At 71.0% G+C, this 25,160-nt stretch carries 33 protein-coding genes and 1 tRNA gene; 11 read left to right on the top strand and 23 right to left on the bottom strand.

Annotated elements, in window-relative coordinates:
* Positions 1–4: 4 nt before the first annotated feature.
* Genes P3X83_RS24670 through P3X83_RS24595 form a run of 16 tightly spaced genes read right to left on the bottom strand, consistent with a single transcriptional unit; the run spans position 5 to position 10,789 of the window.
* A complete protein-coding gene (locus tag P3X83_RS24670; RefSeq protein ID WP_277307568.1) occupies positions 5–199 on the bottom strand; it encodes a hypothetical protein in 195 nt (64 codons plus the stop codon).
* Positions 196–2,037 (bottom strand): DNA cytosine methyltransferase, encoded by a 1,842-nt coding sequence (locus tag P3X83_RS24665; protein WP_277307567.1) that lies wholly within the window; start codon positions 2,035–2,037, stop codon positions 196–198. The genes P3X83_RS24670 and P3X83_RS24665 overlap by 4 nt, the downstream gene beginning before the upstream one ends.
* The gene (locus P3X83_RS24660) at positions 2,034–2,864 is read right to left on the bottom strand and encodes an SLOG family protein (protein WP_277307566.1); all 831 of its coding nucleotides are present in this window, start codon (positions 2,862–2,864) and stop codon (positions 2,034–2,036) included. Before P3X83_RS24660 ends, P3X83_RS24665 begins: the two co-directional genes overlap by 4 nt.
* Complete coding sequence (locus tag P3X83_RS24655) at positions 2,861–3,838, bottom strand: DNA methyltransferase (RefSeq protein ID WP_277307565.1); 978 nt, start codon at positions 3,836–3,838, stop codon at positions 2,861–2,863. Before P3X83_RS24655 ends, P3X83_RS24660 begins: the two co-directional genes overlap by 4 nt.
* A complete protein-coding gene (locus tag P3X83_RS24650; protein WP_277307564.1) occupies positions 3,826–5,193 on the bottom strand; it encodes a hypothetical protein in 1,368 nt (455 codons plus the stop codon). The genes P3X83_RS24655 and P3X83_RS24650 overlap by 13 nt, the downstream gene beginning before the upstream one ends.
* Complete coding sequence (gene dnaN / locus P3X83_RS24645; protein WP_277307563.1) at positions 5,190–6,284, bottom strand: DNA polymerase III subunit beta; 1,095 nt, start codon at positions 6,282–6,284, stop codon at positions 5,190–5,192. Before dnaN ends, P3X83_RS24650 begins: the two co-directional genes overlap by 4 nt.
* Positions 6,281–6,526 (bottom strand): hypothetical protein, encoded by a 246-nt coding sequence (locus tag P3X83_RS24640; protein WP_277307562.1) that lies wholly within the window; start codon positions 6,524–6,526, stop codon positions 6,281–6,283. Before P3X83_RS24640 ends, dnaN begins: the two co-directional genes overlap by 4 nt.
* The gene (locus P3X83_RS24635) at positions 6,526–6,822 is read right to left on the bottom strand and encodes a hypothetical protein (RefSeq protein WP_277307561.1); all 297 of its coding nucleotides are present in this window, start codon (positions 6,820–6,822) and stop codon (positions 6,526–6,528) included. Before P3X83_RS24635 ends, P3X83_RS24640 begins: the two co-directional genes overlap by 1 nt.
* Entirely contained in the window at positions 6,819–7,358 is a 540-nt protein-coding gene (locus P3X83_RS24630) for a hypothetical protein (protein ID WP_277307560.1), read from the bottom strand. The genes P3X83_RS24635 and P3X83_RS24630 overlap by 4 nt, the downstream gene beginning before the upstream one ends.
* A complete protein-coding gene (locus P3X83_RS24625) occupies positions 7,355–7,840 on the bottom strand; it encodes a hypothetical protein (RefSeq protein ID WP_277307559.1) in 486 nt (161 codons plus the stop codon). Before P3X83_RS24625 ends, P3X83_RS24630 begins: the two co-directional genes overlap by 4 nt.
* Complete coding sequence (locus P3X83_RS24620) at positions 7,837–8,085, bottom strand: hypothetical protein (RefSeq protein ID WP_277307558.1); 249 nt, start codon at positions 8,083–8,085, stop codon at positions 7,837–7,839. Before P3X83_RS24620 ends, P3X83_RS24625 begins: the two co-directional genes overlap by 4 nt.
* Positions 8,082–8,411: a hypothetical protein gene (locus tag P3X83_RS24615; RefSeq protein ID WP_277307557.1), complete on the bottom strand. Its 330-nt coding sequence runs from the start codon at positions 8,409–8,411 to the stop codon at positions 8,082–8,084. The genes P3X83_RS24620 and P3X83_RS24615 overlap by 4 nt, the downstream gene beginning before the upstream one ends.
* Positions 8,408–9,241: a hypothetical protein gene (locus tag P3X83_RS24610; RefSeq protein WP_277307556.1), complete on the bottom strand. Its 834-nt coding sequence runs from the start codon at positions 9,239–9,241 to the stop codon at positions 8,408–8,410. The genes P3X83_RS24615 and P3X83_RS24610 overlap by 4 nt, the downstream gene beginning before the upstream one ends.
* Positions 9,238–10,098 (bottom strand): PD-(D/E)XK nuclease-like domain-containing protein, encoded by an 861-nt coding sequence (locus P3X83_RS24605; RefSeq protein ID WP_277307555.1) that lies wholly within the window; start codon positions 10,096–10,098, stop codon positions 9,238–9,240. The genes P3X83_RS24610 and P3X83_RS24605 overlap by 4 nt, the downstream gene beginning before the upstream one ends.
* Positions 10,095–10,388, bottom strand: coding sequence for a DUF5131 family protein (locus P3X83_RS24600; RefSeq protein ID WP_277307554.1), 294 nt, complete (start codon positions 10,386–10,388; stop codon positions 10,095–10,097). The genes P3X83_RS24605 and P3X83_RS24600 overlap by 4 nt, the downstream gene beginning before the upstream one ends.
* Before the next feature lie 35 nt (positions 10,389–10,423).
* Positions 10,424–10,789: an HNH endonuclease gene (locus tag P3X83_RS24595; protein ID WP_277307553.1), complete on the bottom strand. Its 366-nt coding sequence runs from the start codon at positions 10,787–10,789 to the stop codon at positions 10,424–10,426.
* A 443-nt stretch (positions 10,790–11,232) separates the two neighbouring features.
* Here P3X83_RS24595 and P3X83_RS24590 point away from each other — a divergent pair, with 443 nt between their 5' ends.
* A complete protein-coding gene (locus P3X83_RS24590) occupies positions 11,233–11,427 on the top strand; it encodes a hypothetical protein (protein WP_277307552.1) in 195 nt (64 codons plus the stop codon).
* A gap of 91 nt (positions 11,428–11,518) precedes the next feature.
* On the opposite strand, the gene P3X83_RS24585 is transcribed toward P3X83_RS24590, so the two are convergent.
* The 3 genes from P3X83_RS24585 to P3X83_RS24575 form a co-directional block, all read right to left on the bottom strand.
* On the bottom strand, positions 11,519–11,788 hold the full coding sequence (locus P3X83_RS24585) for a hypothetical protein (protein WP_277307551.1): 270 nt from the start codon (positions 11,786–11,788) through the stop codon (positions 11,519–11,521).
* Positions 11,789–11,870: 82 nt separating this feature from the next.
* Entirely contained in the window at positions 11,871–12,137 is a 267-nt protein-coding gene (locus tag P3X83_RS24580) for a hypothetical protein (protein ID WP_277307550.1), read from the bottom strand.
* The gene (locus tag P3X83_RS24575) at positions 12,134–12,367 is read right to left on the bottom strand and encodes a helix-turn-helix transcriptional regulator (RefSeq protein WP_277307549.1); all 234 of its coding nucleotides are present in this window, start codon (positions 12,365–12,367) and stop codon (positions 12,134–12,136) included. The genes P3X83_RS24580 and P3X83_RS24575 overlap by 4 nt, the downstream gene beginning before the upstream one ends.
* Before the next feature lie 145 nt (positions 12,368–12,512).
* On the opposite strand from P3X83_RS24575, the gene P3X83_RS24570 reads away from it, so the two are divergent.
* From P3X83_RS24570 to P3X83_RS24560, 3 genes are all read left to right on the top strand, one after another.
* On the top strand, positions 12,513–13,115 hold the full coding sequence (locus tag P3X83_RS24570; protein ID WP_277307548.1) for a helix-turn-helix transcriptional regulator: 603 nt from the start codon (positions 12,513–12,515) through the stop codon (positions 13,113–13,115).
* 147 nt (positions 13,116–13,262) lie between these two features.
* Positions 13,263–13,541, top strand: coding sequence for a hypothetical protein (locus P3X83_RS24565; RefSeq protein ID WP_277307547.1), 279 nt, complete (start codon positions 13,263–13,265; stop codon positions 13,539–13,541).
* A 71-nt stretch (positions 13,542–13,612) separates the two neighbouring features.
* On the top strand, positions 13,613–15,205 hold the full coding sequence (locus tag P3X83_RS24560; protein WP_277307546.1) for a site-specific integrase: 1,593 nt from the start codon (positions 13,613–13,615) through the stop codon (positions 15,203–15,205).
* Here P3X83_RS24560 and P3X83_RS24555 read toward each other — a convergent pair.
* Positions 15,187–15,260, bottom strand: a tRNA-Ile gene (locus tag P3X83_RS24555). The two genes, P3X83_RS24560 and P3X83_RS24555, sit on opposite strands and share 19 nt — an antisense overlap.
* A 189-nt stretch (positions 15,261–15,449) precedes the next feature.
* On the opposite strand from P3X83_RS24555, the gene P3X83_RS24550 reads away from it, so the two are divergent.
* The 3 genes from P3X83_RS24550 to P3X83_RS24540 all read left to right on the top strand — a co-directional run bounded on the left by P3X83_RS24550 (position 15,450) and on the right by P3X83_RS24540 (position 18,294).
* Complete coding sequence (locus P3X83_RS24550; protein ID WP_277307545.1) at positions 15,450–15,701, top strand: ROK family protein; 252 nt, start codon at positions 15,450–15,452, stop codon at positions 15,699–15,701.
* Positions 15,702–15,754: 53 nt separating this feature from the next.
* Positions 15,755–16,903: an NAD(P)/FAD-dependent oxidoreductase gene (locus P3X83_RS24545; RefSeq protein ID WP_277307544.1), complete on the top strand. Its 1,149-nt coding sequence runs from the start codon at positions 15,755–15,757 to the stop codon at positions 16,901–16,903.
* Between the two features lie 131 nt (positions 16,904–17,034).
* Entirely contained in the window at positions 17,035–18,294 is a 1,260-nt protein-coding gene (locus P3X83_RS24540) for a lamin tail domain-containing protein (RefSeq protein ID WP_277307543.1), read from the top strand.
* 18 nt (positions 18,295–18,312) lie between these two features.
* Here the strand turns inward: P3X83_RS24540 and P3X83_RS24535 are convergent, their stop codons facing one another.
* Positions 18,313–19,047 (bottom strand): NIPSNAP family protein, encoded by a 735-nt coding sequence (locus P3X83_RS24535; protein WP_277307542.1) that lies wholly within the window; start codon positions 19,045–19,047, stop codon positions 18,313–18,315.
* A 127-nt stretch (positions 19,048–19,174) separates the two neighbouring features.
* On the opposite strand from P3X83_RS24535, the gene P3X83_RS24530 reads away from it, so the two are divergent.
* On the top strand, positions 19,175–20,218 hold the full coding sequence (locus tag P3X83_RS24530; protein ID WP_277307541.1) for a helix-turn-helix domain-containing protein: 1,044 nt from the start codon (positions 19,175–19,177) through the stop codon (positions 20,216–20,218).
* Here the strand turns inward: P3X83_RS24530 and P3X83_RS24525 are convergent.
* Positions 20,156–21,022 carry a BTAD domain-containing putative transcriptional regulator gene (locus P3X83_RS24525; protein WP_277307540.1) on the bottom strand — a complete coding sequence of 289 codons (867 nt, stop codon included), beginning with the start codon at positions 21,020–21,022 and terminating at the stop codon, positions 20,156–20,158. The genes P3X83_RS24530 and P3X83_RS24525 overlap by 63 nt on opposite strands.
* A 115-nt stretch (positions 21,023–21,137) precedes the next feature.
* On the opposite strand from P3X83_RS24525, the gene P3X83_RS24520 reads away from it, so the two are divergent.
* Entirely contained in the window at positions 21,138–21,356 is a 219-nt protein-coding gene (locus P3X83_RS24520; protein ID WP_277307539.1) for a DUF397 domain-containing protein, read from the top strand.
* A 95-nt stretch (positions 21,357–21,451) separates the two neighbouring features.
* Here the strand turns inward: P3X83_RS24520 and P3X83_RS24515 are convergent, their stop codons facing one another.
* On the bottom strand, positions 21,452–22,336 hold the full coding sequence (locus tag P3X83_RS24515) for a helix-turn-helix transcriptional regulator (RefSeq protein WP_277307538.1): 885 nt from the start codon (positions 22,334–22,336) through the stop codon (positions 21,452–21,454).
* A gap of 399 nt (positions 22,337–22,735) precedes the next feature.
* On the opposite strand from P3X83_RS24515, the gene P3X83_RS24510 reads away from it, so the two are divergent.
* Together P3X83_RS24510 and P3X83_RS24505 are read left to right on the top strand one after the other, a co-directional pair.
* The gene (locus P3X83_RS24510; RefSeq protein ID WP_277307537.1) at positions 22,736–24,760 is read left to right on the top strand and encodes a right-handed parallel beta-helix repeat-containing protein; all 2,025 of its coding nucleotides are present in this window, start codon (positions 22,736–22,738) and stop codon (positions 24,758–24,760) included.
* Positions 24,757–25,158 carry a hypothetical protein gene (locus P3X83_RS24505; protein ID WP_277307536.1) on the top strand — a complete coding sequence of 134 codons (402 nt, stop codon included), beginning with the start codon at positions 24,757–24,759 and terminating at the stop codon, positions 25,156–25,158. The genes P3X83_RS24510 and P3X83_RS24505 overlap by 4 nt, the downstream gene beginning before the upstream one ends.
* The last annotated feature ends 2 nt before the right edge of the window (positions 25,159–25,160 follow it).

The following is a 25,160-nucleotide window of genomic DNA, read 5'->3' as shown; positions in this document are numbered from 1 at the left end:
CCTGTTAGAACAGCACGTCCGGGTCTTGGTCGGTGAGTGGTTCCTCGACGACGGGCCCGGCGCGGGCTGCCTTCGTGCGGTGTTTGGGCGCGCATTCGGTGCAGGTGAGGGCGGCGTAGCAGGTGCGGCCGGGGACGCGTCCGGTGATGCGCCGGGTGGCGGGGCGGGGGCAGGTGGAGCACCTGCTCACCCAGCTCATGCGGCGCGCTCGATCGGCTCGCCGGTGATGGCCTCGGCCAGGGCGGAGATGATGAGTTCGGCCACGGGCGGGGTGACGGCGTTGCCGTATTGCCGGACGCGTTCGCGCTTGTTGCCGAGCACGACGTACTCGCGGCCGAACGCCATCGCCCGTCCGATCTCATGGGGTTCGAGCATCCTGAACAGCACGTCCTCGACGGGCGGGATCCCGGAGACGAGGGCGTAGCGGTCGCGCGTGGACAGTGTGCCGACCGGGTCGGAGACCGGGCGTGCCGTGCCGGTTCCGTAGTAGGGCACGAGCAGCGATTCCCAGGTGACGAGTGACAGGTGTCCGGCGGTGGTGAGCGCGCGGACCGGCTCGTCGAACGGAGTGCACAGATGGCCCGCGTCGCCGCGCGGGGTGTTGTTGCGCATCACGAACCCGGGCGGGACGACGAGACCGTGGTGGTTGCCGGAGGCGGTCACCGTCGCGAGGGCCTCGCTGACCGGCCGGGCGTCGGACGAGCCGCCGCGCAGCTCGGCGACGAACGGCAGCCACGCCAGGCCGGTCTCGTTGCGGGCGGTCTGGGTGCGCAGCGGCTCGGTTGCTGGGGAGGCTTCCTTTCCTTCGCGGCCCTCGACGGGCACGAGCAACGGCGGGACGGCGAGCCCGTGGTTTCCGCCATCGGCGACGACCGTGGCCAGCGGTTCGGTGTCGGCGCGCAGACTGCGGTTGCGACCGGAGCGCAGCGGCACCAGGAAGGGGGGCATGGCGAGGCCGTGGTGTCCGCCTGACGTCGCGATGGTGGCAAGCGGCTCGGTGACGGGGCGAACGTTGCTGCCGCCACGAGGTTCGGTGATGAACGGTGGGATCGCGACGCCGTCGTTCTCCCTGGTGGTCCGCGTCGGCATGGGCTCGGTGACGGGGGTGGCGTCGTCCCGCCAGGTGCCGCCCGCGGGAACCATGAGCGGCCGGGCGTACCGCTTCAGCCCCGCTTCGATGCGGCCGATCGTCTTCGGCGCGAGCGGCCGGTCCCGGTCGCCGATGCGCTGTCCCGGCAACGTCCAGTCGATCGCCGCCGCGGCGGGCAGCACGCCCGGCTCCACCACAGCGTTGCGGCAGGTCGTCCGAGGGCAGCGGTAGACGTACTGCATGCGGTAGCGGCCCATGTCGGCCCCGGGCCTCTTGAACACCTGGATCGCGGTGATGACCTGGTCGCAGGCCGGGCACCACGCCTGCGGGCGCAGCCACCTGTCCCAGTCGGGATCGCGGCCGAGCGAGCGGTGCCAGTAGGCGACGTAGAGCCGGTCTCGGGACTGCGGCGCGGCCGGGGTGCGGGTGCCGTGGGCGTGCATCGAGTTGATCGCGATCGTCCGGGTGCGGTACCCCAAGGCGCGGATCTCGCCGAGCCAGCGGTCCCACTGGTCCCAGGCGCGGACATCGACGACGTTCTCGACGACCCCGGCCAGCACCAGCCCGCCACGCTCCTGCGCGCCGCGCAGGTACAGCGGGACCTCTTCCATGAGGGCGCGGGAGCGCTCGACCTCTTCGGGGACGGCGTTCTCGCCGAACAGGTCCGGCTGCATGGTGGCGTGGAAGTCGCGTCGCCGGCCGTTGGCCCGGCTCCACTGCGGGCATTCGGGGGATGCCCAGAAGATGTCGGTGACCGGCCATCGCTCGACGGGTGCCTCGCGGATGTCGCCGCGCCAGTGGTCGACGGCGGGGAAGTTCGCGGCGTGGCTCTGGATCGCCCGTTCCCAGTGGTTGGCGGCGCGGGTGACGGTGACGCCAGGCACGGCGTGGGCGCCCTGGCTGGAGCCTCCAGCGCCGCAGAACCAATCCATGAGGGTGAGGGTCACGCGGTCCACCTCCGTACGGGGATGCCCGCGCGGTGGGCGCGGCGGGCGCAGTCGGACGCCCCGGGTGAGGCGTCGCGGATGAAGGCCAGGCACACATCGGCGCCTGCGGTGACCATGGCGGCGTTGCGGCGGATCCCGGCGGCCCGGCCGTGTCGCTGCCAGTCGGCCGGGTGCCGCTCGACGGCGAGGCCGAGGCGGGCGGCTGCACGGTCGGCCAGTGCGTCGGCACCGCGTGGGCACGCGCCGTGGACGATGATCAGCCGGTCGGGGGAGTGTTCGGTGGTGAGCGCCGCCAGGGCGTCGCGGATCGTGCTTGCGTCGGTCCAGGTGCGGGAGCCGGTGATGAGGATGCGCACGGCCGGGGGCGCGGTGCGTAGTGCGGTGCATGCGGTGCAGCGGCACATGGGCGAGCAGTAGGCGCGCTGGCCGGGCTCCGGCTCGCCCGCGATGGCCGCGGGGGTGTGTGCGGCGCAGCGGGGGCCTTGGATGTAGAGGCGGGCGGGGTGGGCTCCGCAGGTGCCGCAGGGCGCGGCGGGTGGCCGTGGCGGCGGCTGCAGCGCCATGGGCTCTGCCTGGGGTGCGGGCGCGTCAGCGGCAGGGTTGGCGGTACGGGCGGGGCAGCCGCATCCGGGGTCGGCGCAGGCACCGAGGGCGTTGACCCACACCGGGTCGTAGATAGGCCAGCCGGATCGGCGCCGGTCGGGGCCAGCGACGTGGACGGCGTTCGGGTGTGCGCAGCGGGCGCACGGCTGGGCCAGTTCGTCGAGGCTCGCCCGGGGTGCCCGGCCGCGGGTGGCGGCCGGGCGGTGCGTGGGCGTGGTGGTCATGACGCCGGTGTCTCGTTGAGGCCGAACAGGGTGTCGGTCGCCACCTGCTCCGTGGCGAAGGTGACGTTCTTCACGGCCTGCCGGTAGTAACTCGGTTTCAGCTCGGCACCGATGCCGTACCGCCCCGCGCGAACCGCGGAGTACACCTCAGACCCGACGCCCATGAACGGGGTCAGGACCCGCTCGCCCGGGTTGGACCACAGAACCAAGCACCGGTCGATGACGTCGAGCTGCAGGGGGTGGACGTGCTTCTCGTCTTCCTCGTCGCGTGCTTCCCGGTAGGGCAGGACCCGGTCCAGGCGTACGTCGTCCCAGAACGCGGACGCGTACTGTCGCCAGATCCAGTGGCTGTAACGGTTCTCGGTCTGCTTGCCCTCCCAGCCGCGATACCGCAGGAGCTCGGCGGGGGGCTGCCGTTCCCCGGCGTACTCGGTGAGCCCGACAGGGTGGCTGATCGGAACCGCGGTATCGCCGTGGCGTCGGAAGACGAGCAGGTAGTCGGCGGAGGCGACGCCGCACCGGGAGGAGTCATCGACGATGGTGCGGTGCGCGAGCGACTTCATCAGGGTGCGGTTTCGGACGGTGAGCGGCTCCTTCCACACCGAGTACCGACCGGCGTACCCGAACCCCTGCTGCTCGTGGAGGCGGATGATGTCCCCGGGGAAGTCGAGCAGCGCATCGCCTCGGCCGCTGTTGGACTTGGGGATGTCCATGCAGTGGACGGCGGTGATACGCCCCGGCATGGTGAGGCGGGCGATCTCGGCGACGACGTACCCGTAGTGCTCCAGGAACTCGGGGTAGGAGCGGCTGTTGGACAGGTCGCGCTCGCTGGAGGAGTACTGGTACAGCCCAGCGAACGGCGGACTATAGATCGACAAGTGGATCGACCCGTCCGGGTAGGCGGGCATGACATCCATGCAGTCACCCAGGTAGAGGGCGTACCGGTCGCTGATCGTCTGCTCTAGGACGCCCATGCGGGGACCTCCACAGGGTGCGGGTAGGTGGTGCCGGGGCGGACGGTGAGGCCGTCGCGCATGTGCGCCACGAGCGCGTCGAACATGGCGTCGGCCTGGGCGGCTTTGCGTTTGAGGTTCGCCAGCGCCCTGGCACCGCCCTCGGTGGTGACGATGTCCACGGTCACGGGCCGGGCCTGGCCGTACCGCCAGCAGCGGCGAACGGCCTGGTAGTACTGCTCGTAGGAGTGAGTGGGGAAGAACGTCATGCGGCTGCAGTGCTGCCAGTTCAGTCCCCAGCCGGCGATCGTCGGTTTGGTGACGAGGACCCGGATGTCGCCGCGCGAGAACGCCGTGAGGGCTTCCTCCTTGGCGTCCACGTGGTCAGAACCGCTGATCTGCACGGCACCGTCGATGAGCCGGGTGAGGGTGTCGCCTTCGTCGTTGAGCTGGCACCAGGCGATGCCATGCCCGGGGCCGTCGAGCAGGGCGGCGGCGGCCTCGCAGCGTTCGGCGATGGTGCGGCGTGCTTCTTGCCGTTCCTCGCGGAGCCGTACGGCCGGCACGTCGAACAGGACGTCGTCTGCCGGGGTGCGGGCCGAGATGACGTGCTCGCGCTGCACGAGGTCGGGCAGGACGAACCCGTCGTCGTCGAATCCGTAGTCGGACGGTCGGCGCAGGGCCCGAGCCCAGGAGGCCACCCACCGCCAGAACGGCTGCTCGGCGTGCCCCTTGAACCTCCACTTGGCGGCTTGCCCCAGGTAGCCACGGCCGGTGGCGGCGTTCTTCTGCTGGTTGACGAAGAACCGGCCGAGCATGTCCATGTAGCCCAGCTCGCCGAGCGCCTCGGAACTGGTGCCGAGCTCGATGTAGTCGTTCGGCGCCGCAGTGGCGGTGGCCAGCAGCCGGTACGGCATCTTGCGCAGGAAGTCGGTGACCAGGGCCCGGCGGGCACCGTCGAACGCCTTGATCGAGGATGATTCGTCGCAGACGACGCCGCGGTAGGCGTCGCGGTCGAACTTCTCCAGCCGGTCGTAGTTGGTGATGGTGATGGGTGCGGTGACACGGCCATCGCGGGAAACAGCGGCGTCGATGCCGAACTTCACCGCTTCGGTCTCGGTCTGGTAGGCGACCGCAAGAGGCGTGACGACCAGCACCGGGCGCCCGGTGTGCCGGTGGACGGTGTCGGCCCACACGAGCTGCATGGGGGTCTTCCCGAGCCCGCAGTCGGCGAACAGCGCCGCCCGGCCCCGGGTGAGAGCCCAGGTGACGAGGTCGTTCTGGAACGGGAACAGGAAGTCCGGCAGGAGGTCGGGGCGGAATCCATGCTCGCCGCCGAGTTGGGCGCGGCGAGCGAGGAAGGCGGCGTAGGTCATGACAGGCGGACCGCCTGCAGCAGATACCGGAACGTGTCGTTGTCGGCGCCGAGGAACAGCACGGCCTTGCCGGGCCCGGTCATGCCGATGCGGACCCGGTCGGCGGTGATGCCACCGAGGCCGTCGAGGAGGAACCCCGGCTGGAAGGCGACTTCGATGGGGGCGCCGCCGAGGTCGGCGGGAAGCGTTTCGGTGCCGCGTCCGCTGTCGCCGCCACCGGCGAGGACCTGCACCTGCCCGGCGGTGAACGCGAGCCGTACGGCGGTGCCCCGGTCGGCGACGAGCGCCACCCTGCGGACCGCTGTGGTGAGCGGAGCGAGGTCGCATTCGCCCCAGGTGGTCATCTGTTCGGGGTTCAGGCGCGGCTCGTAGTCGATGTATTCGGGGTCGAGGAGCCGCACTGTGGTGGTGCGCCCGGCGTGGGTGATGGCGGCGAGTCCGCCGTCGTCGGCGATGCCGAGTTCGACGGGGCCGTGGCCGAGGGTCTTGGCGAGGTCGGACAGGATGGCGGCGGGGATGAGATGCCCGATGTCGCCAGCGGGCTGCCATGGGAGGGTGTCGGCGGCGATGCGGTACCGGTCGGTGGCGGCGAGGTGCAGGTCTTGGCCTGTGGCGTCAAGTCGGATGCCGGTCAGCGCCGGGATGGTGGGGTCCTTGGATGCGGCGGGTGCGACGTGAGTGACCGCGCGCCGCAGGTCCTCAGCCTGCATGGTGCCGACCGTCGCGGGGGCGTCGGGCAGCGTCGGGTAGTCGTCCACGGGCAGGGTGGGCAGGGTGAACTCGACGCCGCCGCAGGTGATGGACAGGTCGGTCCCGGACAGCCCTGTCTCGACGGGGTGCCCGGCGGGCAGCGATTTGACGACTTCGGCGAAGATCCGACCGGGCACCAAGACCGTGCCGGGCTCGGCGACGACGGCGGGCAGGGTGGCGCGGGCGCTGACGTCGTAGTCGAACGCGGACAGGGTGGCCTCACCCTCGTTGGCGGTGATGAGGATGCCGGTCAGGACGGGGGTGGTGGGCCGGGCGGGGATGTGCCGGGCGGTCCAGGTGACGGCGTCGGCGAGGGTCTTGGCGTCGAAGGTGGCTTTCATGCCGCCTCGTCTCCTTCCTCGTCCAGGCCGTACACGTCGGCGTGGATGTCGGGCGCGTGTCGCAGCAGGCACTCGGGGCAGGTACCGGGCGCGCGGGGGTCGAGCCAGCCCGCGCCCTCGGCCGGCTCGGAGACGACGGCCAGCAGGTCCTCGCAGTCGGCGTAGATGTGACCGGTGATCTCGGCGGTGGCGACGCTGATCCGGCCGGGGTACCAGGGGCGGATCCATCCACTGATGGCCATCACGCGGCCCTCCTTCTGGTGGTCTTCTTGCGGGCGGGGATGGTGGGGATGAAGCCGAGCGCCTCCAGCACCTCGGCTGCCTGCTCGGGGGCGAGGTCGAGGCGGGCGCAGATGCGGACTGTCTGCCGGTAGGCGGCGGCGATCTGGGCGTTCGCGGGCGGGTGGACGGCGCCGATGGCGCGGCTGCGCTGGGCCGTGCTCGGGAACCGGCGCGCGTTGTCGTTCTCGATCTCGATGGACTGCAGGGTGCGCAGCGGGTCGGGGTCGCGGCGCAGCGCGGTGCGGGCGGTCGTCATGCGGCCACCGCCTCGGGCCAGGCCACCCGCTCCAGGGCGGCGTGGTGGCGGGCGGGCACGATGGCGGCGGGGTGGCCGAGGTGGTCCAGGCCCATGGCCATGAGGACGACGGCGTCGGCGGCGTTCTCATCCCCGCCGGTCTGCCACGTCGGCCAGCGGCGGGCGACGGCGTCCACCACGTGCGTCTTGGGGGCGTTGTGGCGGCCGGTGGCGTAGGTGGATCGCAGGTTCGGCAGGACCTCGACCAGCGTGTGGCCCTCGCCGAGCAGGATGTGGACGACGCGCCACCACAGCCCGGCGCGTTCGTGGGCGCCACCGCCGGAGCGGGAGTAGGCCGGGGCCTCGATGACGATGAGGTCGCTCACGCCGCCGATGAGATGGGTGATCTCGCGGGCAAGCGCGACCAGGGCGGCGTCACGCTGGGCCAGCGGCAGGGTGGTGATGTCGGCGCGGCCGACGACCTCGCACCAGCCGCGGCTGCTGGCGATGCCGCTGCCGGTCAGTGAGAGGTCCAGCCCGATGACGCGCGGGTTCATCGTGCGAACACCTCGCCGCCCTGCTCCGCGGCGACTTCGCACGGCCAGCCGCAGGTGACGCCGTCTTCCCAGCAGACGGCGCACACCCACGCGGGCGGGGTGCAGTCGCCGAGCCAGTGCGGGGTGTGGAACCGGGCGGGGAGCTTGCGCCGCTCCTCCAGCGTGTCCGGCAGGTCCTCATAGTGCGGGTGGTCGGGGGCCTCCAGGAGGATCGCCTTGACCGGCTCGGAGTAGGCGCGGCGGTGGAGGCGCGCGATCTCCTTCACCTGTCGAGTGACGACGTATCTGACGTAGCCGCCCTCCTTGTGCTCGGCGGGCTCGACGAGGATCACGTGGCCCGCGGCCAGGGAGTCGCGGATGGCCCAGTTCAGGTGACCCACGCAGACGTCAGCCGGGACGAAGCAGTGGTTGAGCCAGGACAGGCGGGCCACGGCGCGGGTGGGTCGCGGGTGGTCCTCGTTTTGGCAGTAGATCTCGGTCATGGCTGGCTCCATGCGGGTGGGGTGGGTGAGGTCTGCGGGCTGGGTGTCGGCACCGCGCGGGGGCCGGGGTCGGAGCCTGGGGGCGTTTGGCCGAGGGCGACCGCGCAGCCGACCATGACGAGCAGGCAGAGGGTGCAGGTGGCGGCGGAGAACCAGCGGCGGCCCCTCGCGGCGATCACTGCGAGGGCTGCGGCGAGCCCGCCCGCGCCGAGCACGGCGGCCAAGACGATCAGCCACCCGCTCATGACTTGCCCGCCTTGGGTGCGCGGTGGCGGGGACCGGCCGGGACCGAGGTGGCGGGGGCATCGCTCAGCAGGGAGCACATCAGGGTGCCGTGCTCGCGGGTCGGGTCGGACGCGTTGCGGCAGGCGCAGAGCGCGGTGAGGTGAACTCGGTTGCCGTTGCTTAGCGGGTCCGGGATCGCGCCCGGGTCCGGCTGTGGTCCGTTGGCGGTGGCGTAGGTGAGCAGGTGCCTCCAGCCGTTGACGTCGCGCTGGGCCTCGCCGAGCCGGTCCTCCGACGCCTTGAGCTGCGCGCGCAGGTGCTCGATGTGCGCGGTGGTGAGCGTCATGACGCCTCCCCCTGCGGGGGCGCCTGCTCGCCGATGACGTCCGACGCGGTGACACGCGGCGCCGGGAACACCTCGTCCGCGCTCAGTTCACCGTTGCGGATGCTGCGGTAGGTGATCTCCAGGCGGGAGACGTCACGGGGCGTCCACTCGCCGCGCGGGATGCCGAGCTTGCGTTCGATGCGGTCGGCCGTTACGCCGAGCGCATCGAACGCGGCGATGGCCTCGGTGACTCGCGCGGGCAGGACCCGCCCGTCGCCGGCCTCCAGGGTGGCACGGCAGATCGCCTGCGCTTCCTCGGAGAACCACGGCGGCAGCGTCGCGAAGATGGCTTCCCGGACGCGACGGGCGCCGTTGTTGGTGTTGTTCTCGTACACGCCGCGCATGTCGGTGATGGGCTTGGCGCCGCGGCGGGTGTCCCGCTTATGCGGGACGATGAACGTGCTGGAGACGCGGGTGTTCTTCTCGACGTCCCAGGCGAACGCCTGCATCTCCGACTGGCCGTGGTCGTCGTCGCGGGACAGTTCGTGGATGCCGTGCTGGATGTTTCCCCAGATCCGGGCCAGCTCGCGCGCCAGGTAGATCGTAGGGCCGGTGACGATCTTGTCATCGCGGGGGAAGTCGTAGAACGCCTTCTCCGCGAGGGCGAGCCGCTCGCAGGAGCGGCGCATCTCGGCGAGCGCGGCGTCGGTGTCGCGGGGGTTTTGCTGGGCCACCAGGATGGCGGCGTGGACTTCGGCGACGGCCCTGCTCTGCTCGATGGCGGTGGCCTGGCCGACTCGCCGCGGGGCGGGGAGTTGCGGCATGGCCCGATCGACGGTGTTGCCGGTCATGAAGCCTCCAGGAGGAATCGGTTTTCCAGCCACGCGGGCAGGCGGATGAGTTCGATGTCGTCGCTGTAGCCGGGCCACCGGCCGGTGGCGGTGCACTCGGCGTAGATCTCGATGGCCTGCCGGTTCAGGGCGCGTCCGATCCGCAGGGCGGTGGCGTCGATCTCGGCCACGGTCACCAGGTAGGGCGGTTCCTTTTCCTGGCAGATCAGGACGAACGCGGGGGCCGGGTCGAGGCCGAGGGCGGTGATGCCGTCGAGGTACCACGCCCCTTGGCAGTGGTAGCCGTAGGTGTGCACGGCACGCTGGATGGCGTCGGGATCGGCGGAGCGGCAGGTCTTGTAGTCGCCGACGATGAACCGGCCGCCCCCCGGGTGGCGCAGCCAGTCGAGCATCGCCCGACGCCAGACCCCGGTGACCAGGTCTCGCCAGATGAGCGTCTGCTCGGGGTCACCACGGTCGGGGTCGAGCAGCGCGGCGGCGATGCGGTGGCTGCGCAGCGCGGCGGCCATGGCGCGGACCTGGTCGTAGTCGGCGGGCCGCAGCGGGATGTCCCCTGCGGCGCGGACGGCGGCGACCTGCTGCTTGACCTTCCTGCTGCGCCATTCGGCGGCGTCGATGCGCACCAGCTCGGGGCCGGTGCCGAGGACGAGCCGGTGCGCGGCGGTGCCGAGGTCCCACGCGGGTTTGGGGAGCGTGCCGTGGTCGGCTTCCCACCGGTAGCGGGCGGGGCAGCCGGGCGGGAGGATCCGCCGGGCGCCGGTAGAGCTGAGGCTGCCGCCCGGCACGGGATCGGCGTGGTAGGTCTCGGCGGGGATGTCGTAGACGCCCGGGACGGTCGCGGGTGTGGTGGCGGTCATGCTGTCGCCGCCGGGTACTGATCCCAGGTCCGGCCGTCCAACAGGCGGCCGGCGGCCTTCTTACCGACGCGGCGGACCGTGATGTCCCGGCCGCGGCTCATCGGCGCAGCGACTGGCTTGCCGTTGACCAGGGGCCGGTGGGTGCCGTCGGTCGCCAAGAAGCCTGCGGGTGCCGTGTCGCGGTGCAGCCACAGCGACTCGGGGACCCAATCGCCCCACTGCTTGAAGTGGAAGGCGACGCCCGCTTGCTGGCACTGGTCACGGAGCCCGCGCGCCCAGTCCGGGTGCATCGGCCGTGCGCCGGGTCCGGACTCGCCACCCGTGACTATCCACGAGAGCGACGGTCTCCCCTGACGATCCTGGAGATCGTCTGCTCCCGCACGCCATAGTCCGCAGCGAGAACACGTAACAGCACCCCGTCCGCGCGGCGCGAGCAGATCTCTCGAACCTGCTCGGTCGTCAGCTTCGCCATCGCGTTGCGCGACCCGAACTGGTCGAGCCTCCCCCTTCGCAGGACTTGCCGTGCGTGCCGCGCCTGCTCCTCGGGAGTTGCGAGTTCCAGATTGCTGGGCCGGTTGTCCGTCTTTGTGCCGTTCTTGTGGTTCACCGTGAGCCCAACCGGAATCGGGCCGTTCAGGTGAAGCCACACCAACCGGTGCGCCATGGCGTTCACCCGCACGCTGGCGAACATCACCCGAACTTGGAGGTACGTCCCGGTCGGATGCTCCGCCCTGCGAGGCGAGCACGGAATCACTCGCGTTGGTCCGCCCCAGCGGTCGCCCCGACGCGCCGCTACCCGCCAGATCCTCCCTTGAGAGTCGATCGTCAGTTCTCCGGCCTCGACCGCCCGGTATACCTCGTTCTCCCGATATAAGGGGGCAACCACAGATTTCGTCCTTTCTTAGCCAACGGGACAGGTCCACCGGCCCCAACAGCGGCTCAGCTGAGATCCACCGGACGGCGGCAGGCGTCTCCAGCAGTGCCGGGATACGGACGTCCGCCCACTGCTGGGTCTCTACGCTCACGCCCAACCACAGATTCGACAGCACGGCGTTGGGCCAACGGGTGAACCACGCTCGCATCCGCGCGTGCCGCTTCGTGAGCACCTGGTAGGTGTGCTGCGGAGTCGCAGCCATGACCTCCCACACCTGGGCGATGTACTTGTCCGGCACGGCGTCGTGGAACAGGTCGCTCATGGAGTTGACGAAGATCCGGCGCGGCTTGCGCCACTTGAGCGGCTGGTCGAGCCGCTCCGGGTGCAGCGTCACCTCGAAGCCGTACGGGAACGCCCTGCTCCCGGCGAAGCGGCGGGCGATCGTCTCGGCGTAGCAGTTGTCACACCCGGCCGAGACCTTCGTGCAGCCGGTGACCGGCGACCACGTGGAGTCAGTCCATTCGATGCTGGAGTTCGCGACGGCCATCAGACAGCCCGCCCGTCGTTGGTGGGCTGCGGGGCGCGGAGCTTGGCGGCGGCCTCGGTGGCGGCCTGGGCGAGGCGGTCCATCGCGGCGGCGTCGGCCTCGCGGTCGCCAGCCGCGCCGCCGAGTTCGAAGTAGCCCTTGTTGCTGGGGGCCAGCTCCAGGACCACGATGCCGGGGAGGCGGTCGGCGCTGGTCACGTTGATGTGCTCGGCGCGGGGGTTGCGGATGACGATGGTGGCGGTGACGGTGGTGCGCGTAGGGTCGGTCATGGATCTTCGCTCCCAGAGGTTGAGGTGAGCGGGGGTTTGGGCGGGCGCCCGGCCGGGCCGTGGTCGGGGCCCGCGCTGGCCGTCAGTGCGAGATTTCGAGGCCGCGCACGGCTGCGGCGAGGACGCGTTCCATGAGGTCCTCCAGGCCGAGCGTGCGGAGAAGGTCGACCTTGGTGACTCGGTAGGTGTGGCCGAGGGGCAGCACCTGGCACGGGAAGTCGCCTGAGCGGACGAGTTCGTGGGCCTTGGTTCGGCCGACTCCGAGGGCGCGTCCGGCGGTGACGATGTCTACGGCCAGGGGCAGGGCGACCAGCTCTTGCTCGGTCATGCCGATGGGGCCGGCCTTCACGGTTGCTCGTCCCGCAGGTCGATCACGAACAGCTCGTCGAAGGTCATGCCAGTCGTCTTGAGGAGTGCGCGGGCGAGCTTTTCACCGGGAGCGGCCTTGCCTCGCGTGGCTCGGCTCCAGGTGGCGGGGTGGATCCCGACGCGCTCGGCGACCTCGCCATCGGTCGCGCATCCGAACGTCGCCTTGAGGCGCTCGGCGACCCCTTCGCGGAGTCGTGTGGTCGGTGCCATGAGCTCTCCCTGGTCTCGGAGGGTTGCCGTGCCGGAACCGTACCTCGCCCTTGCCGCCTGCGCAAGACACTTACGTAAGTTGTAAGGCGCAAGAACTTGATGACCGGATGCGGTCAATACAGCCAGTCAGGCGGCGGTTTGTGAGGTGACCTCGCACCTTGCGAGCGCCGCAACATTGACCGATCTTGCGCTTGCGTCTATCGTCTTGCGCATGGTCAGGAGTCAAGGCACGCCAGAGCCCGCGCTGCAGCTCGGCGCCCTGCTCGATCATGTCCTCGACAAGTCGGGGCTCACCCAGGCGGCGCTCGCCGCCGTGGTGGGTGTGAGCGAGGCGCAAATCTCACGCTGGAAGAGCGGGCGCAGCCAGCCCAAGTTCTCCAGCCTCGTCACCCTCGGCACCGCTCTGCGGGACCGCTTTCCCGTCCTGGGTGTAGGGCCAGAGGAACTGGTCGCCGCGGCAGGTTACGAAACCACAACACCCAAATCCCAACCGCCATTGCAGGCTGCGCCGAGTGGCAGCGAGGAGAATGATGCCGAATTCGATTTGGCAACGTTCGTTCCGACAACGCCCGTAGAAAAAGCACTCTTTGCGATCTATCAGGCGAACGAGCAGCGGATGGAAACGCTCATCGCCGACCAGCAGCGACAGTTCCGCGAACTGTCCAGCAAGCTGGACCGGCTCGCCGGACGTCAGCCCGAAGACGATGACGACGCGAACGGCGGCATGTCGGCGGGCAAGTCTGCCTGAAAAAGGCGGGTAGGGCCGCCTACCAGACGCAAATTATGTCACAAGCCGGTCACATCGCCGTAGAACATATGGACTATACCCGTCGTTTGGCGTCGGCTATTAGCCAGGCGAGGACGGGGCAACTCACCCACGTGGGGTGGAGGCGATGTGACCAGCAATACCGATCCAAGTTCCAGTCCTCAGCCGGACGCGCTCGACGCCCTCGTGGACCGCGCAGTCTTCTTAGCCAACAAGTTCGCCGGCGGCCAGGCCCGGCCGGGGGTGGCCGCCGCTGTGGGGCGGCGGGCTGCGGAGGCGGGCCGCGTGGAGCGCGCCGCGCGCACGTGGCCGCCTGGCACGGTGATCCGCGGCGGCGGTCGGCGCTCGGCGGGCAGGCGGGCGGGAAGGCAGGATGAGGGCCTGACGCGTCTGCGGGAGGTGCGGTGACCGGCAACGGGTTCAAGCGCTGCAAGTGTCGTACAGGGGACGGTCGGGAGTTGGGCGCGAGGTGCCCGAAGTTGCGCCGCGCGAACGGCTCGTGGAATCCGACCCATGGGAGCTGGTACGGCAAGGCCGAGGTGCCGGCCGGACCGGACGGCAAGCGTATCTATCTGAGGGCCGGAGGTTTCGCCAGCGCTGCCGAGCTGGACGCCTTCTACGAGAGAGCCGGGCGGCTCCTCGACATCCCGGACGCGGGCACGGAAGGGCATGAGGCGCGGATGGAGATCCTCGCCATGATTCGGGCTGCGCATCGCAGGGAGCTGCCGATGCCGGACTATGAGGAACTGCATCGGAAGTTTCGGGCTGGCCAGCCGCTGCAGGCCATGACGTTCGGTGACTACTGGGCGACGTGGCGGGCTCGCAGGGGCAGGCTCCAGGACATCCGGGAAAGCACGCTGATCAGTTACACCTCGCACTATGAGACCCATATCCGCGAGGTGCTGGAGAAGGTGCGGTTGGACCGGCTGTTCGTGCCGACTATTGAGGCGGTGTTTACCAGGATCGACGAGAAGAACGCTGCCCTGCTCGCGGCGCGGGCGTCGGAAGATCCCGGGATCCGGGCGGCGACCAGAGGCAAGCGGATCACCGGTCCAGTGACGAAGCAGCGCATTCGGGCGACCATCCGAACCGTCCTGGCCGCAGCCGAGCGGGAGCATCTCGTCGAGTTCAACGCCGCCGCGCTGGTCAAGCTGGACAGTGGGCAGAGGGCTAAAGGTGTGGTCTGGACGCGCCCGCGAGTGGAGGCGTTCGCGGCGGCGTTCAGGGAACGCCTGGAGGCTGAGCGGACGGCATCGGTACGCCCGGCGAAGCCGCTGGAGAAGTTCAGGGTCTGGCTGGCGACGACGCGTCCATCTCGTGTCATGGTGTGGACGCCGGTCCAGCTCGGCACGTTCCTGGACGCGATCGCAACCGAGCGGCTTTATGCCCTGTACCACCTCGTCGCTTTCCGAGGATTGCGCCGCGGCGAGGCATGTGGCGCGCGCTGGGTGGACGCCGACCTTGACGAGGGGCTTCTCACAACGGCGCGGCAGCTCACCACCGTGGGAAAGGTGGTGAAGGAGGGCGCTCCCAAGACGGAACTCTCGGATGCTGCGGTCGCGCTCGACTCCGTGACGGTGTCCGTGCTGCGAGCGTATCGGGCGCAGCAGCTTGAGGAGCGGCTGGCCTGGGGTGAGGCGTGGACGGACACCGGCCGGATCTTCACTCGTGAGGACGGGCGGGAGTTGTCCCCGGACTGGGTCAGCGAGCATTTCGAGCGGCTGGCGTTCGCGGCTGGGCTACCGCCGATCCGCCTTCATGATCTCCGGCATGGCGCGGCCACGCTGAGCCTCGCGGCGGGCAACGATATGAAGACCACGAGCGCGATGCTGCGGCACTCGTCGGTACGGATCACGTCGGACATCTACACGAACGTACTTCCGGAGGTGGCCCGCGCTGCGGCGGAGGCGAGCGTGAGCTTGGTGCCGCGGGCGGTGCCGGTAGGGGAAGGGTCCGAAACTGCCGGTCTCCCTTCGGTCTCCCATCTCCCGCAAGGGCGACCCACGGATTCCGACGGGGATACGAAGCCGCAGGCTGTGGGCCTGAACGTGGGTAGGGCGGGTGGGACTTGAACCCACGACCCACGGATTATGAGTCCGCTGCTCTGACCAGCTGAGCTACCGCCCCGCAGACGTGCAGTCTCTCACATATACCGCGTGATGCCAGTACAGATCACCGGTTACGGGGAGGGGGAAGTCTAGCGAAATCTGGTGAATCGGCGGTAGGGGAAGAGGGGGAGATCCGCGCCATTACGGCGCGGATCTCCCTCCCGTCCGCTACCTGCCGCCGGCCCGCAGGCTCGCCGACGAGTTCGGCGTGCGGGTGGCCGTGGACAACAACGCCCGGCTGGCCGCGCTGGCCGAGGCCACCTTGGGCGTCGGCAGGCCGATGCGCGACATGGTGTACGTGCGCTGGTCGGTCGGCGTCGGCGGCGAGATGGGGCACGTGTCGCTCGACGCCGAGGGCCCGCCGTGCCACTGCGGATCGCGCGGCTGCCTGGAGGGGCGTATCGGTTGCGGGCGGCTGCTCGCCGAGTGCGCCATCAGGGGCGTCGAGCTGCGGGCCTGAGCCGCGCGCCGGCGCGGGTTTCGGCGGGGGAGCGGGGTGGCAGGCTCTGGCGGGTGGAAGAGTCGTGGGATGTGGTGGTGGTCGGGGGCGGGCCCGCGGGCGCGGCGGCGGCGCTGGGGGCGCTGCGGGTGCGGCCGCAGGCCCGGGTGCTGCTGCTGGACCGGGCCGCCTTTCCCCGGGACAAGGCGTGCGGTGACGGCATCGCCGCGCACTGCCGGGACGAGTTCGCGCTGCTCGGCGTGCCCGGCCTGATCGACGACTACCGTCCGTCCGGGCGGCTCTCGATGATCTCGCCGGGCGGCGCGCACGTCTGCGCGGCGGTCGCGCGTCCCAACCACGTGGTGCCGCGGATGGTCTTCGACGCGCGGCTCGTGCGGGCGGCGGGGGAGCGCGGGGCCGAGGTGCGCCGCCACCGTGTCCGCGCGCTCGCCGTAAGGGGCGACCACGTGCTCGTGGACGGCACGATCCCGGCCCGCGTGGTCGTCGCCGCCGACGGGGCCAACTCGACCGTGCGCCGCCTGATCGGCGTACCCGCGCCGCCCGCCGGGCAGACGGCGATCGCGGTGCGCGGCTACGCCGACGTCCCGCCGTCCGATGACGTGCAGTTCATCGCCATGACCAGGGACGGCTGGCCCGCTTATGCCTGGTCGTTCCCCATCGGCGACGGCACCGCCAACGTCGGCTTCGGCATGCTGCGCACCCGCCTCGCGGCCACCGGACGGCCCGGCCGCGAGGTCCTGCACGGCGGGCTCGCCGCCCTCCTGCCGCACCTGCCCGCGCGCGACCTGCGCGCCCACCACCTGCCGCTGTCGCCCGGCAGGCCGGTCCCCGGCGTGGGCCGGGTGCTGCTCGCGGGCGACGCGGCGGGCCTGATCAACCCGCTGACCGGGGAGGGCATCTACTACGCGCTGGTGTCCGGCAGGCTGGCCGGGCAGGCCGCCGCCGGGCGGCCGGGCGCGCCCCTGCCCGCCTACCGCGGCGCCCTGCGCGAGGCGCTCGGGCGTCACCTGCGCACCACGGACGTGCTGGCCCGCGCCGCCCGGCGGCCGGGCTTCGTGGACGCCGCGATCGAGTCCGCCGCGCGCAGCCGGTCGATGTTCGACCTGCTGGTGGAGGTCGGCCTCGGCGCGGGCACGGTGCCGCCCGCGATGGCGCTGCGCGTGATGCGCAGGTGGCTGCTGAACGGGGCCGCCGGCTACTGACCCGACCTGGACAATCACCCCGTTTCGCCGCATAGCGCGATTTAGCCGTAAGTAGCGGGGCTGTGTAGTACAACGTGGGTACGTTCCAAGTCGGCGGGACCTGGGGGCAGTCCCAGAGTTGAGGGGTCGTCATGGGCTACACACTGCTGCGCGGCGAATTCGTGATCCGCTATCCAGACCTTCCTCGCCAGGGTCCCGAACCCGACGGCGACACCGTGAAGTTCCGCCCCGACTCGCCCACCCTGGTCGAGGGCCTGTCGCGGCCCTCCGGCACGCCCCCGGGCATCAACGCGCGGGGCATCTCGGTCCGCCTGGAGGCGATCGACGCGCTGGAGACGCACTTCGGCGAGACCCACCAGGAACTCGCCGGGGCCAACGCCGCCCGCGACGAACTGCTCCGCCTGCTCGGCTTCACCAACGTCGTCTACTTCCCCGACCTGCCCAACAAGGTGCAGTCCGCCGACCAGGACACGGTCCGCGGCCACGTGCTGTCCAACGGCATCGACGCCAACGGACGCCTCATCGCGTTCGCCTTCGCGGGCGAGCACCCCGGCCCCGACGGCTCGGTGATCTTCCTCGACGAGGCGCTCACCGACACCTCCGCCAACGCCGCGCTGCTCGCCGCCGGGCTCGCCTACCCCGCGTTCTACGCCACGCTGCCCGCCGTCCTGCGCGACCACCTCGCCGCCGTGTCACGCGCGGCGCGGGCCGCCGCCGCGCCGACCGGCCTGTGGCCGCGATCCGTCGCCGACCCCGACGGCGCGGCGACGGTCGCCGACCTCGACGCGTTGCAGGCGCTGGTCGTCTGGCCCAAGCTGTTCCGGCGGATCGTCCCCTACCTCGCGGCCGGGAACACCGGCTTCGACGGGTTCGACGCCTGGCTGCGCGCCGACCCGGTGCACCGCGACGACGAGCTGTTCCTGCTCGACCGGCTGGAGCGCGGGAACATCCACGACGTGGTCCGCGCCTCCGGGCAGCGGATCCAGCTCACCGTCTGGCCCGAGGACTTCGTCATCAGCCCCGACCCGGCCCTGCCGGGCACCCCCACGACGCCCAAGCCCGCCGCCGTCGGCGACCTGCTGATCGTCGCCGCGCTGCCCGACCCCCTGGGCGCCGACCGGGGCCACGAGACGGTCACCCTGCTGAACACCACCGCGCGGGAGATCACCCTCACCGGATGGAACCTCGCCGACACCGGCGGCGGACGCCAGGGACTCGGCGGCGTGGTCGCCGGGGGAGCGGTCACGCAGATCACCCTGGGCTCCGCGGTCCAGCTCGGCAACACGGGCGACGCGCTCACCCTCACCGATCCCTCCGGCGCCCTGGTCGACCAGGTCTCCTACAAGCAGGACCAGGTCAAGGCCGGCCGGACGATCTGCTTCGGCCGCTGAGGCCCCCGTACGGGCGTGTCAGCGCAGCAGGGACCGGGCCGTCGGGGACAGCCGCAGCACCTCCGGCGGCCCGGTCAGGCGGGCGCTCAGCTCCGTCTCCACCACCTCGTGCCACTCGGCCGGGAGACGGTCATCGGGCCACGCGGTGAACCACACGAAGACGTGCGTGTCCGTCCGCACCGGCAGGCGCGGGAACGTGTTGGGCGCGCTCTCGGTCTCGAACCAGGCCAGCGGGGCCGCCCCGGCGGCGGCCAGCGCGGGCCGCACCCGATCCTCGAAGGCCCGTACGAACCCGGCGTCCACCGGACGGTCGCGGTGGCAGATCGCCGCCGCCATCCGCCTCCCCGGCACGCCCGCGTCCCCCACCGCCGCGCGGGCGGCGGCCAGCGGCAGGCTCCCGCCCACCGGGCGCAGCAGCAGCGCGTCGGAGGAGTCCACCATGGTGGCGCCGGCCGCCGGGCCGTGGACCCGCCATGTGGGGCCGTTCACGTAGAAGGCGGTCAGCGACTCGGTACGCCGGGCCATGTCCGGGAAGGCCCGCATCCAGACGAACCGGTCGGGGTCGTCCTCGTCGCGGAACTGCCCGAGGATCCGCATGCCGGTCTCCTCCTGGGTCTCCACCAGCTCCCGGTCGAACAGGTCGATCATCGTCTCGCGGGCGCCCGGGTGCAGGGTGTACCGCCGCAGCTCGACCACCGGCCACGGCACGTCACGGGCGGCGCTGTGCGCACTGGAATCAGTTGAAGCGGTCATGAGTGCTCCATAACGGACAGGGGATTCGTTCGCGGTCCACCATGTCAGCCGCCCCGAGACCTACACGAGTGGCAGAAAGGCCGATATACGCACGCTTTCTGCCACCGGCGGCCCTAGAGTGCGGAGCATGGCCGCACGCCCCCTCGCACACACCGTCGCCCTCGCCGTGATCGACGACATGCCGCTGTTCGAGCTGGGCATCGCCTGCGAGGTGTTCGGCCCGCCCCGGCCGGACCTGGCCGACCCGTGGTACGACCTGCGGATCTGCGCCGCCACTCCGGCCCGCTCCGAGTTCGGGTTCCAGGTGCGCACGGTCGCCGGGCTGGACGCCGTCGCGGAGGCGGCCACGGTGATCGTGCCCGCGCTGCCGTACGCGTGCGTCATGGACGGGCGGCCGGTGCCCGCCGAACTGGTGGAGGCTCTGAGCGCGGCGGCGCGGGCGGGGGCGCGCATGGTCTCGCTGTGCACCGGCGCGTTCGCGCTCGCCGCCGCCGGCCTGCTGGACGGCAGGCGCGCCGCCACCCACTGGATGTACGCCGACCTGCTGCGACGGCGGCACCCCCGGGTCCAGGTGGACGACTCGGTGCTCTACGTGGACGAGGGCGACGTGCTGACCAGCGCCGGCCGTACGGCGGGCCTGGACCTGTGCCTGCACGTGGTGCGCACCGACCTCGGCGCGCACGTCGCCAACCAGCTCGCGCGCCGCATGGTCGCCCCCGCCCACCGGCCGGGCGGCCAGGCCCAGTACGTCGAGGTGGCCGTGCCGAAGACCGACGGCGACGCGCTCGGCCCGCTGCTGGACTGGATCACCGAACGCCTCGACCGCCCGCTGACCGTCGCCGCGCTGGCGCGAAGGGCCGGGATGAGCCCACGGACCTTCGCCCGGCGCTTCCTGGCCGCCACCGGGACGACCCCGCTGCGCTGGCTGCTCGCCCGGAGAGTGATCCGGGCGCGTGACCTGCTGGAGGCCACCGACCTGCCGATCGACCAGGTGGCCGAGCGCAGCGGGCTGGGGTCGCCGGCCAACCTGCGGCGGCACTTCGCCGAGCGGCTAGGCGTCGCGCCCGGCGACTATCGCCGCGCGTTCCGGGCGCGGACACGGGCGGCCTCAGCCGACCGGATAGGTGATCCCCTGCGGGGAATCAGCGGACATCTCGATGAATCCCGCTGAATCACGCTCCAGCAGGAGGTCCGGATCCTGGCGGATGATCCGCCCGCGTAACCCTTCGAGTTCGGGACCGGGACCTGCCCCGGTCGCGTCCGCCAGCCGCGCCCGGTAGGCCGAGAAGGCGGCGAGCGCGTCCTCGCGCAGCCCCGCCCGGTGGTAGGCGAGCATCAGCAGCCCGGTGATCTGCTCGTCCGGCGCCTCGGCGTCGGCCAGCTCGCCCAGTTCGGGGATGAGCTGCTCGTGCAGGCCGAGCCGCAGCTCCGCGCCCAGGCACGAGATCAGCGTGGCCCGGTGCTCGGCGAGCAGGCTGCGCCGCTCTGCCGCCGCCCAGCGGCCGGTCAGGCCCGTCAGCGGGTCGCCCACCGGCGCGCGGCCGGAGTCCCACTCCCGCGCCCGAGGGGGCAGCCACTCGCGCAGCGCCGCCCGCAGCGCCCGCACGGCCCGCTCGTCGTCGCGGTGCAGCAGCGACCGCCCCTCCCGAGCCTGGTCGCGGAACCGGTGCACGTCCACCTCGTCACGCCCGGCCAGGACCCGGTAGAGCCCGCCCTTGCCTTCGGGTAGCAGGAAGGTCCCGGAACCGGTCTTGCCCAGGTGGCGGCGCAGGTCGCTCGCGTAGTGGTGGATGACCTTGCGCGCGCTCTTGATCGGCTCGTCGTCCCAGAGACTGCCGATCAACTCGTCGATGGAGACCGGCCGGGCCTCGGCGAGGAGCAGGACGGCCAGCAGCAGTCGTTGCTTTCGATCACCGAGATGTACCCATACCCCCTCCCGATGAGCATCGACTTCACTCAACAATCGAAACCGCATCGCCCGCTCCTTCTCGATCTACAGGCCACCGCCCGGCGCGATATTCGATCCTCATTTCCAGAGCGGGCGACACAAGGACCCCCGCATTAGATCCCACAAGGGAAGGGGAAAACCGATGGGTACCGCACAGGAAAAGCGGCGACAGGGCGCCGTATGGTTCAAGGCCACCGCCAGTGACAACGGTGGCGGGTGTGTCGAGGTCTCGATGCGCGACGAGGGGGTTTCGGTGCGCGACTCGAAGGACCCGGGAGGGCCGGTGCTCCACTTCAGCGGCCAGGAATGGGCGGCTTTCATCGCATGCGTCCACGCCGGGGAGTTCGACGGGACGAGGTGATCCGCACTTGAGATCAGCGGGGGACCACGCCTGCCACCTGCCCACCCGCGCTGCGGGGTGGGTGGCGGGCGGACTTTCCTGCCTGGTCACGGCGGTCAAGACGAGGCACCGCGAATCTCGGCGCGCAGGGCCGCGAGGAACTCCGCGGCCTCCTCGTCGAAGATCGCCGTTCCGCTCAGCAGCGACCACTGGCGGTCGTAGATGGCGACGTCCTCGGCGTCGTTCGCGTTCAGCCGTACGTGGGTCGTCTCGACCTCCACGAAGGTGTCCTCGGCGCTCTCGTCGCCGATGTAGACGGTGAACCCGTGCGCGGGGCAGACCACAGCTTCCCGGTTGTGCGGTATCAGTCCGATGGAGATGTTCTCCAGGGTGCTCAATGAGCCCAGCCGGTCCAATTGTGCGAGCAACAGTTTGACCGGTCCCGGCCGGCACCTGAGCGCGGCCTCGGTGATGAGGAATTCGAAACGCCGGCTTTCCTCATAAAGCGCGAGCTGGCGTTGCAGGCGCGCCGCGACGGCCATGGCGAGGTCGCTCTCGGAGTACGGCGGGTCGAATAGCGAAAAGACCCGCCTGGCGTACTCCGCGGTCTGCAGGAGACCCGGAACCAGGGTGGGCTGGAACACGCGCACGATCTGCGCCTGATCCTCCTGGTCCCGGATGTCGTCCTGCAGGTGTGCCTGCCGCTGCAGTGCCGTCCGCCAGGTGTGCACCTCGGTGAACGCCGACTCGGTAAGGTCGCCCAGCCACTCGCGGGTCTGGGTGGACGCCGCCACGGCCTGCGCCCACGCGGTCACCTCGGGCATCGACGGAATGACGGTGCCCGACTCGATCCGCGACACCTTGGACTGGCTGATGCCGATCCGGTGCGCCAGGTCGCGTCCGGAGATCCCGGCGAGGTCGCGGAGCCGCCGCAGCTCGGTGGCGAGTCGCTGACGCTTGGTCAGATGGACCGCGCCGTCGCCACCGCTTCCGTCTTTCACCGAGCCCCCCGTGGCGTTGCCCCAATCAAGCATCATTGGATTACCTGATTTAGCGTGATTCCAAATGATGTAGCACTCAATCAGGTTGAGTCGATGATGTCAAACCAGTAGCAGACCGGACATCTCCTTCGCTTCGCCCTGTCAGCCGGGCGTGCTGGCGCCCAGACGGGCCATCCCCGATGCATGATGATTCAGAATGATTCAGAAGCCCGATCTCGGTGGCGTCATGTCCCTCCGTGATGACGGTGTGCCGATTCGGCCGCGCCAGGGGCGGCCGGGGCTGATTCATGAACATGCCTGACCGGCGCGGAGAAATTCGGCGCCATCGCGGGCCGCTTTGAGGTCACACTTGCGCATCGAGGGGCAGACGTGAGGTCGCGTCACATTTACCTTTGCGGCATGCCTTGGTCGAGGAGACTCGCGTCCGCCGCCGTTGCCACCCTCACAGCCGCCGTCCTCCTCCTGTCCGCCTCCACCGCACTGGCCCACGAAGAACGCCCGGTCGCCTTCCCCGACGGCTCGGGGAGCGTCCCCGTGTTCCGCACGCAGGGCCCGGAGTTATTGGTCTGCAAGACCGACAGGGCGGACTTCGAGCGCCGCGTGGCGGTCTTCCCCGCCGATCTCAAGGCGCGCAACCTGGAGCTCTTCGAACGCTGCGCGGCCAAGGGATACCGCCACCTCCAGGAGGCGGTGGACCAGGTCCGCGGACCCGGGTCGATCATCCGGATCCTGCCGGGCACCTACCTGGAGGAGCCGAGCCTGGCCGAGCCCGCCGAGGCGTGCAGGAGGCTCCAGGCGCGCTGGTCCGACCTGGGCTACCAGATCCTCTCCTTCGAACAGCAGCGGCAGTGCCCGCACAACCAGAACCTGGTCGCCATCATGGGCGTGCGCGACCTGCAGATCGAGGGCACCGGGGCCGCCCCACAGGATGTGATCATCGACGCGCGGTACCGCAAGCTCAACGCCATCAGGGCGGACACGAGCGACGGCGTCTACTTCCGCAACTTCACCGCGCAGCGGACCACGTTCAACTCGCTGTACGTGCTGGCCACCGACGGGTTCGTGATCGACCGGGTGCTCACCCGGTGGAACGACGAGTACGGCTTCCTCACCTTCGCCTCCGACCACGGCCTCTACAAGGACTGCGAGTCGTACGGCAACGGCGACTCCGGCATCTACCCCGGCAGCGCCTCCGACCTCAACGACGACCGCGGCCACGACGTGCGGCGCTACGCGATCGAGATCACCGGCTGCAAGAGCCACCACAACATGACCGGCTACTCGGGGACGGCGGGCGACTCCGTCTGGGCGCACGACAACGAGTTCTACGAGAACATGTCCGGCGTCGCGATGGACAGCCTCTTCCCCGGCCACCCGGGCCTGCCGCAGAACCACGCCAAGTTCGAGCGCAACGACATCCGCGACAACAACGCCGACTACGTCAAGTACATCCGCGACGGCACCTGCGCCAAGCCGCCCGCCGAGCGCGGCTACGAGCAGGGCGTCGTGTGCCCGCAGATCGGCACCGCGCCGGGCACCGGCATCCTGACCGCCGGGGGCAACTACAACGTCTTCTCCGGCAACTGGATCCACGGCCACGAGCGGGCCGCCTTCCAGTTGTTCGGCGCCCCGGCGTTCTTGCGCGGCGAGGAGGACCTCGCCAAGATGTTCGACACCTCGCACCACAACGCGTACATCGGCAACCGGCTCGGTGTGAGCCCTTCGGGGGAGCGCCGGCCGAACGAGGCCGATCTGTGGTGGGACGGGCAGGGCACGGCCAACTGCTGGCAGGCCGACGCCGTCACGACCAGCCCGGCCACGGTGCCGGTCTGCGGGAGCCGTCCGGGCGAACTGGCCGGGCCCGCGACCGGGCGCGTGCTCGGCGAGCCGGTCAAGCTGGCCAAGCTGATGGTCTGCGCGGAGTACAACGCGCGGGAGGCGCGGGTGCCCGCCGGGTGCGACTGGTTCGGGGCCACGGGGCTCGGCCGGGTGGACGTGCAGGTGACCCTCGGGCTGTCGGTGTTCCTCGGGCTGGTGACCGGGTTGCTGTGGTGGCGCCGGCTGCGCGGGTCGGTCCTCGGGACGCTCGGCGCGGTCGCCGTGCTCGCCGGGCTGGCGCTGGACGTGCCCGCCGTGGCGTACGACCACACCGTGCTGCCCGCCGTGGCGCTGGTGCTGACCGGTGCCGGGTGGGTGGCCGCGGGGCTGGCGCTGCGGCGGTCGCGGGCGGCCTTCGGCTGGACGACGGTGGCCGTCGGGGCGCTGGCCCTGGTGGACGCCTTCGACAAGGCGGTGCTGATGTTGCCGCTGCTGCCGCTCGGTCCCGGCTGGATCCGCGGGCTGGTGTCGGTGGTGTGGGTGCTGTGGGCGGTCGTCGTGCTGGCCCACCGGGAACCTACAAGGACGGCGGAGGCCCCGGCGTGATCTGCCTGGGCGGAACGCGGACGGTCGCCATGGCGCTGCTGGCCGTCGCGCTGACGGCGGCCTGCGGGCCGATCTCCGAGGGGCACCACCCGCCGGGGTCGTCGCACGCGACGGCGTCCGGACCGGCCGGGGAGGAGCTGCCGCTGGCGAACATCGCCGTGCGGGACGGCCGGGTCGCGCCGCCGCCCGGCCGCCTTGAGGTGAAGGTGGGGGAGCGGGTGAGCCTGTCGGTGACCTCCGACCGGGCCGACGAGGTCCATGTGCACGGGTTCGACGTGGGAGGGAAGCTCGTCCCCGGGAAGCCGCTGACCGTCACGTTCGTCGCGGACCGCACGGGCGTGTTCGAGGTGGAGACCCATGAGTCGGGGCTCCTGCTGACCCAGCTCGCGGTGCGGTGATC

This window comes from Spongiactinospora sp. TRM90649 (genome assembly GCF_029382225.1).
In the GTDB taxonomy this organism is placed as follows: domain Bacteria; phylum Actinomycetota; class Actinomycetes; order Streptosporangiales; family Streptosporangiaceae; genus Spongiactinospora.
This window is presented reverse-complemented; position numbering and strand designations above follow the sequence as displayed.

Bases quoted from the DNA above. Each gene is read 5' to 3' on its own strand.
- P3X83_RS24670 (WP_277307568.1), bottom strand. From the start codon at position 199: ATGAGCTGGGTGAGCAGGTGCTCCACCTGCCCCCGCCCCGCCACCCGG.
- P3X83_RS24660 (WP_277307566.1), bottom strand. From the start codon at position 2,864: ATGACCACCACGCCCACGCACCGCCCGGCCGCCACCCGCGGCCGGGCA.
- P3X83_RS24655 (WP_277307565.1), bottom strand. From the start codon at position 3,838: ATGGGCGTCCTAGAGCAGACGATCAGCGACCGGTACGCCCTCTACCTG.
- P3X83_RS24650 (WP_277307564.1), bottom strand. From the start codon at position 5,193: ATGACCTACGCCGCCTTCCTCGCTCGCCGCGCCCAACTCGGCGGCGAG.
- dnaN (WP_277307563.1), bottom strand. From the start codon at position 6,284: ATGAAAGCCACCTTCGACGCCAAGACCCTCGCCGACGCCGTCACCTGG.
- P3X83_RS24640 (WP_277307562.1), bottom strand. From the start codon at position 6,526: ATGGCCATCAGTGGATGGATCCGCCCCTGGTACCCCGGCCGGATCAGC.
- P3X83_RS24635 (WP_277307561.1), bottom strand. From the start codon at position 6,822: ATGACGACCGCCCGCACCGCGCTGCGCCGCGACCCCGACCCGCTGCGC.
- P3X83_RS24630 (WP_277307560.1), bottom strand. From the start codon at position 7,358: ATGAACCCGCGCGTCATCGGGCTGGACCTCTCACTGACCGGCAGCGGC.
- P3X83_RS24625 (WP_277307559.1), bottom strand. From the start codon at position 7,840: ATGACCGAGATCTACTGCCAAAACGAGGACCACCCGCGACCCACCCGC.
- P3X83_RS24620 (WP_277307558.1), bottom strand. From the start codon at position 8,085: ATGAGCGGGTGGCTGATCGTCTTGGCCGCCGTGCTCGGCGCGGGCGGG.
- P3X83_RS24615 (WP_277307557.1), bottom strand. From the start codon at position 8,411: ATGACGCTCACCACCGCGCACATCGAGCACCTGCGCGCGCAGCTCAAG.
- P3X83_RS24610 (WP_277307556.1), bottom strand. From the start codon at position 9,241: ATGACCGGCAACACCGTCGATCGGGCCATGCCGCAACTCCCCGCCCCG.
- P3X83_RS24605 (WP_277307555.1), bottom strand. From the start codon at position 10,098: ATGACCGCCACCACACCCGCGACCGTCCCGGGCGTCTACGACATCCCC.
- P3X83_RS24600 (WP_277307554.1), bottom strand. From the start codon at position 10,388: ATGCACCCGGACTGGGCGCGCGGGCTCCGTGACCAGTGCCAGCAAGCG.
- P3X83_RS24595 (WP_277307553.1), bottom strand. From the start codon at position 10,789: ATGTTCGCCAGCGTGCGGGTGAACGCCATGGCGCACCGGTTGGTGTGG.
- P3X83_RS24590 (WP_277307552.1), top strand. From the start codon at position 11,233: ATGACCTCCCACACCTGGGCGATGTACTTGTCCGGCACGGCGTCGTGG.
- P3X83_RS24585 (WP_277307551.1), bottom strand. From the start codon at position 11,788: ATGACCGACCCTACGCGCACCACCGTCACCGCCACCATCGTCATCCGC.
- P3X83_RS24575 (WP_277307549.1), bottom strand. From the start codon at position 12,367: ATGGCACCGACCACACGACTCCGCGAAGGGGTCGCCGAGCGCCTCAAG.
- P3X83_RS24540 (WP_277307543.1), top strand. From the start codon at position 17,035: ATGGGCTACACACTGCTGCGCGGCGAATTCGTGATCCGCTATCCAGAC.
- P3X83_RS24535 (WP_277307542.1), bottom strand. From the start codon at position 19,047: ATGACCGCTTCAACTGATTCCAGTGCGCACAGCGCCGCCCGTGACGTG.
- P3X83_RS24530 (WP_277307541.1), top strand. From the start codon at position 19,175: ATGGCCGCACGCCCCCTCGCACACACCGTCGCCCTCGCCGTGATCGAC.
- P3X83_RS24525 (WP_277307540.1), bottom strand. From the start codon at position 21,022: ATGCGGTTTCGATTGTTGAGTGAAGTCGATGCTCATCGGGAGGGGGTA.
- P3X83_RS24520 (WP_277307539.1), top strand. From the start codon at position 21,138: ATGGGTACCGCACAGGAAAAGCGGCGACAGGGCGCCGTATGGTTCAAG.
- P3X83_RS24510 (WP_277307537.1), top strand. From the start codon at position 22,736: ATGCCTTGGTCGAGGAGACTCGCGTCCGCCGCCGTTGCCACCCTCACA.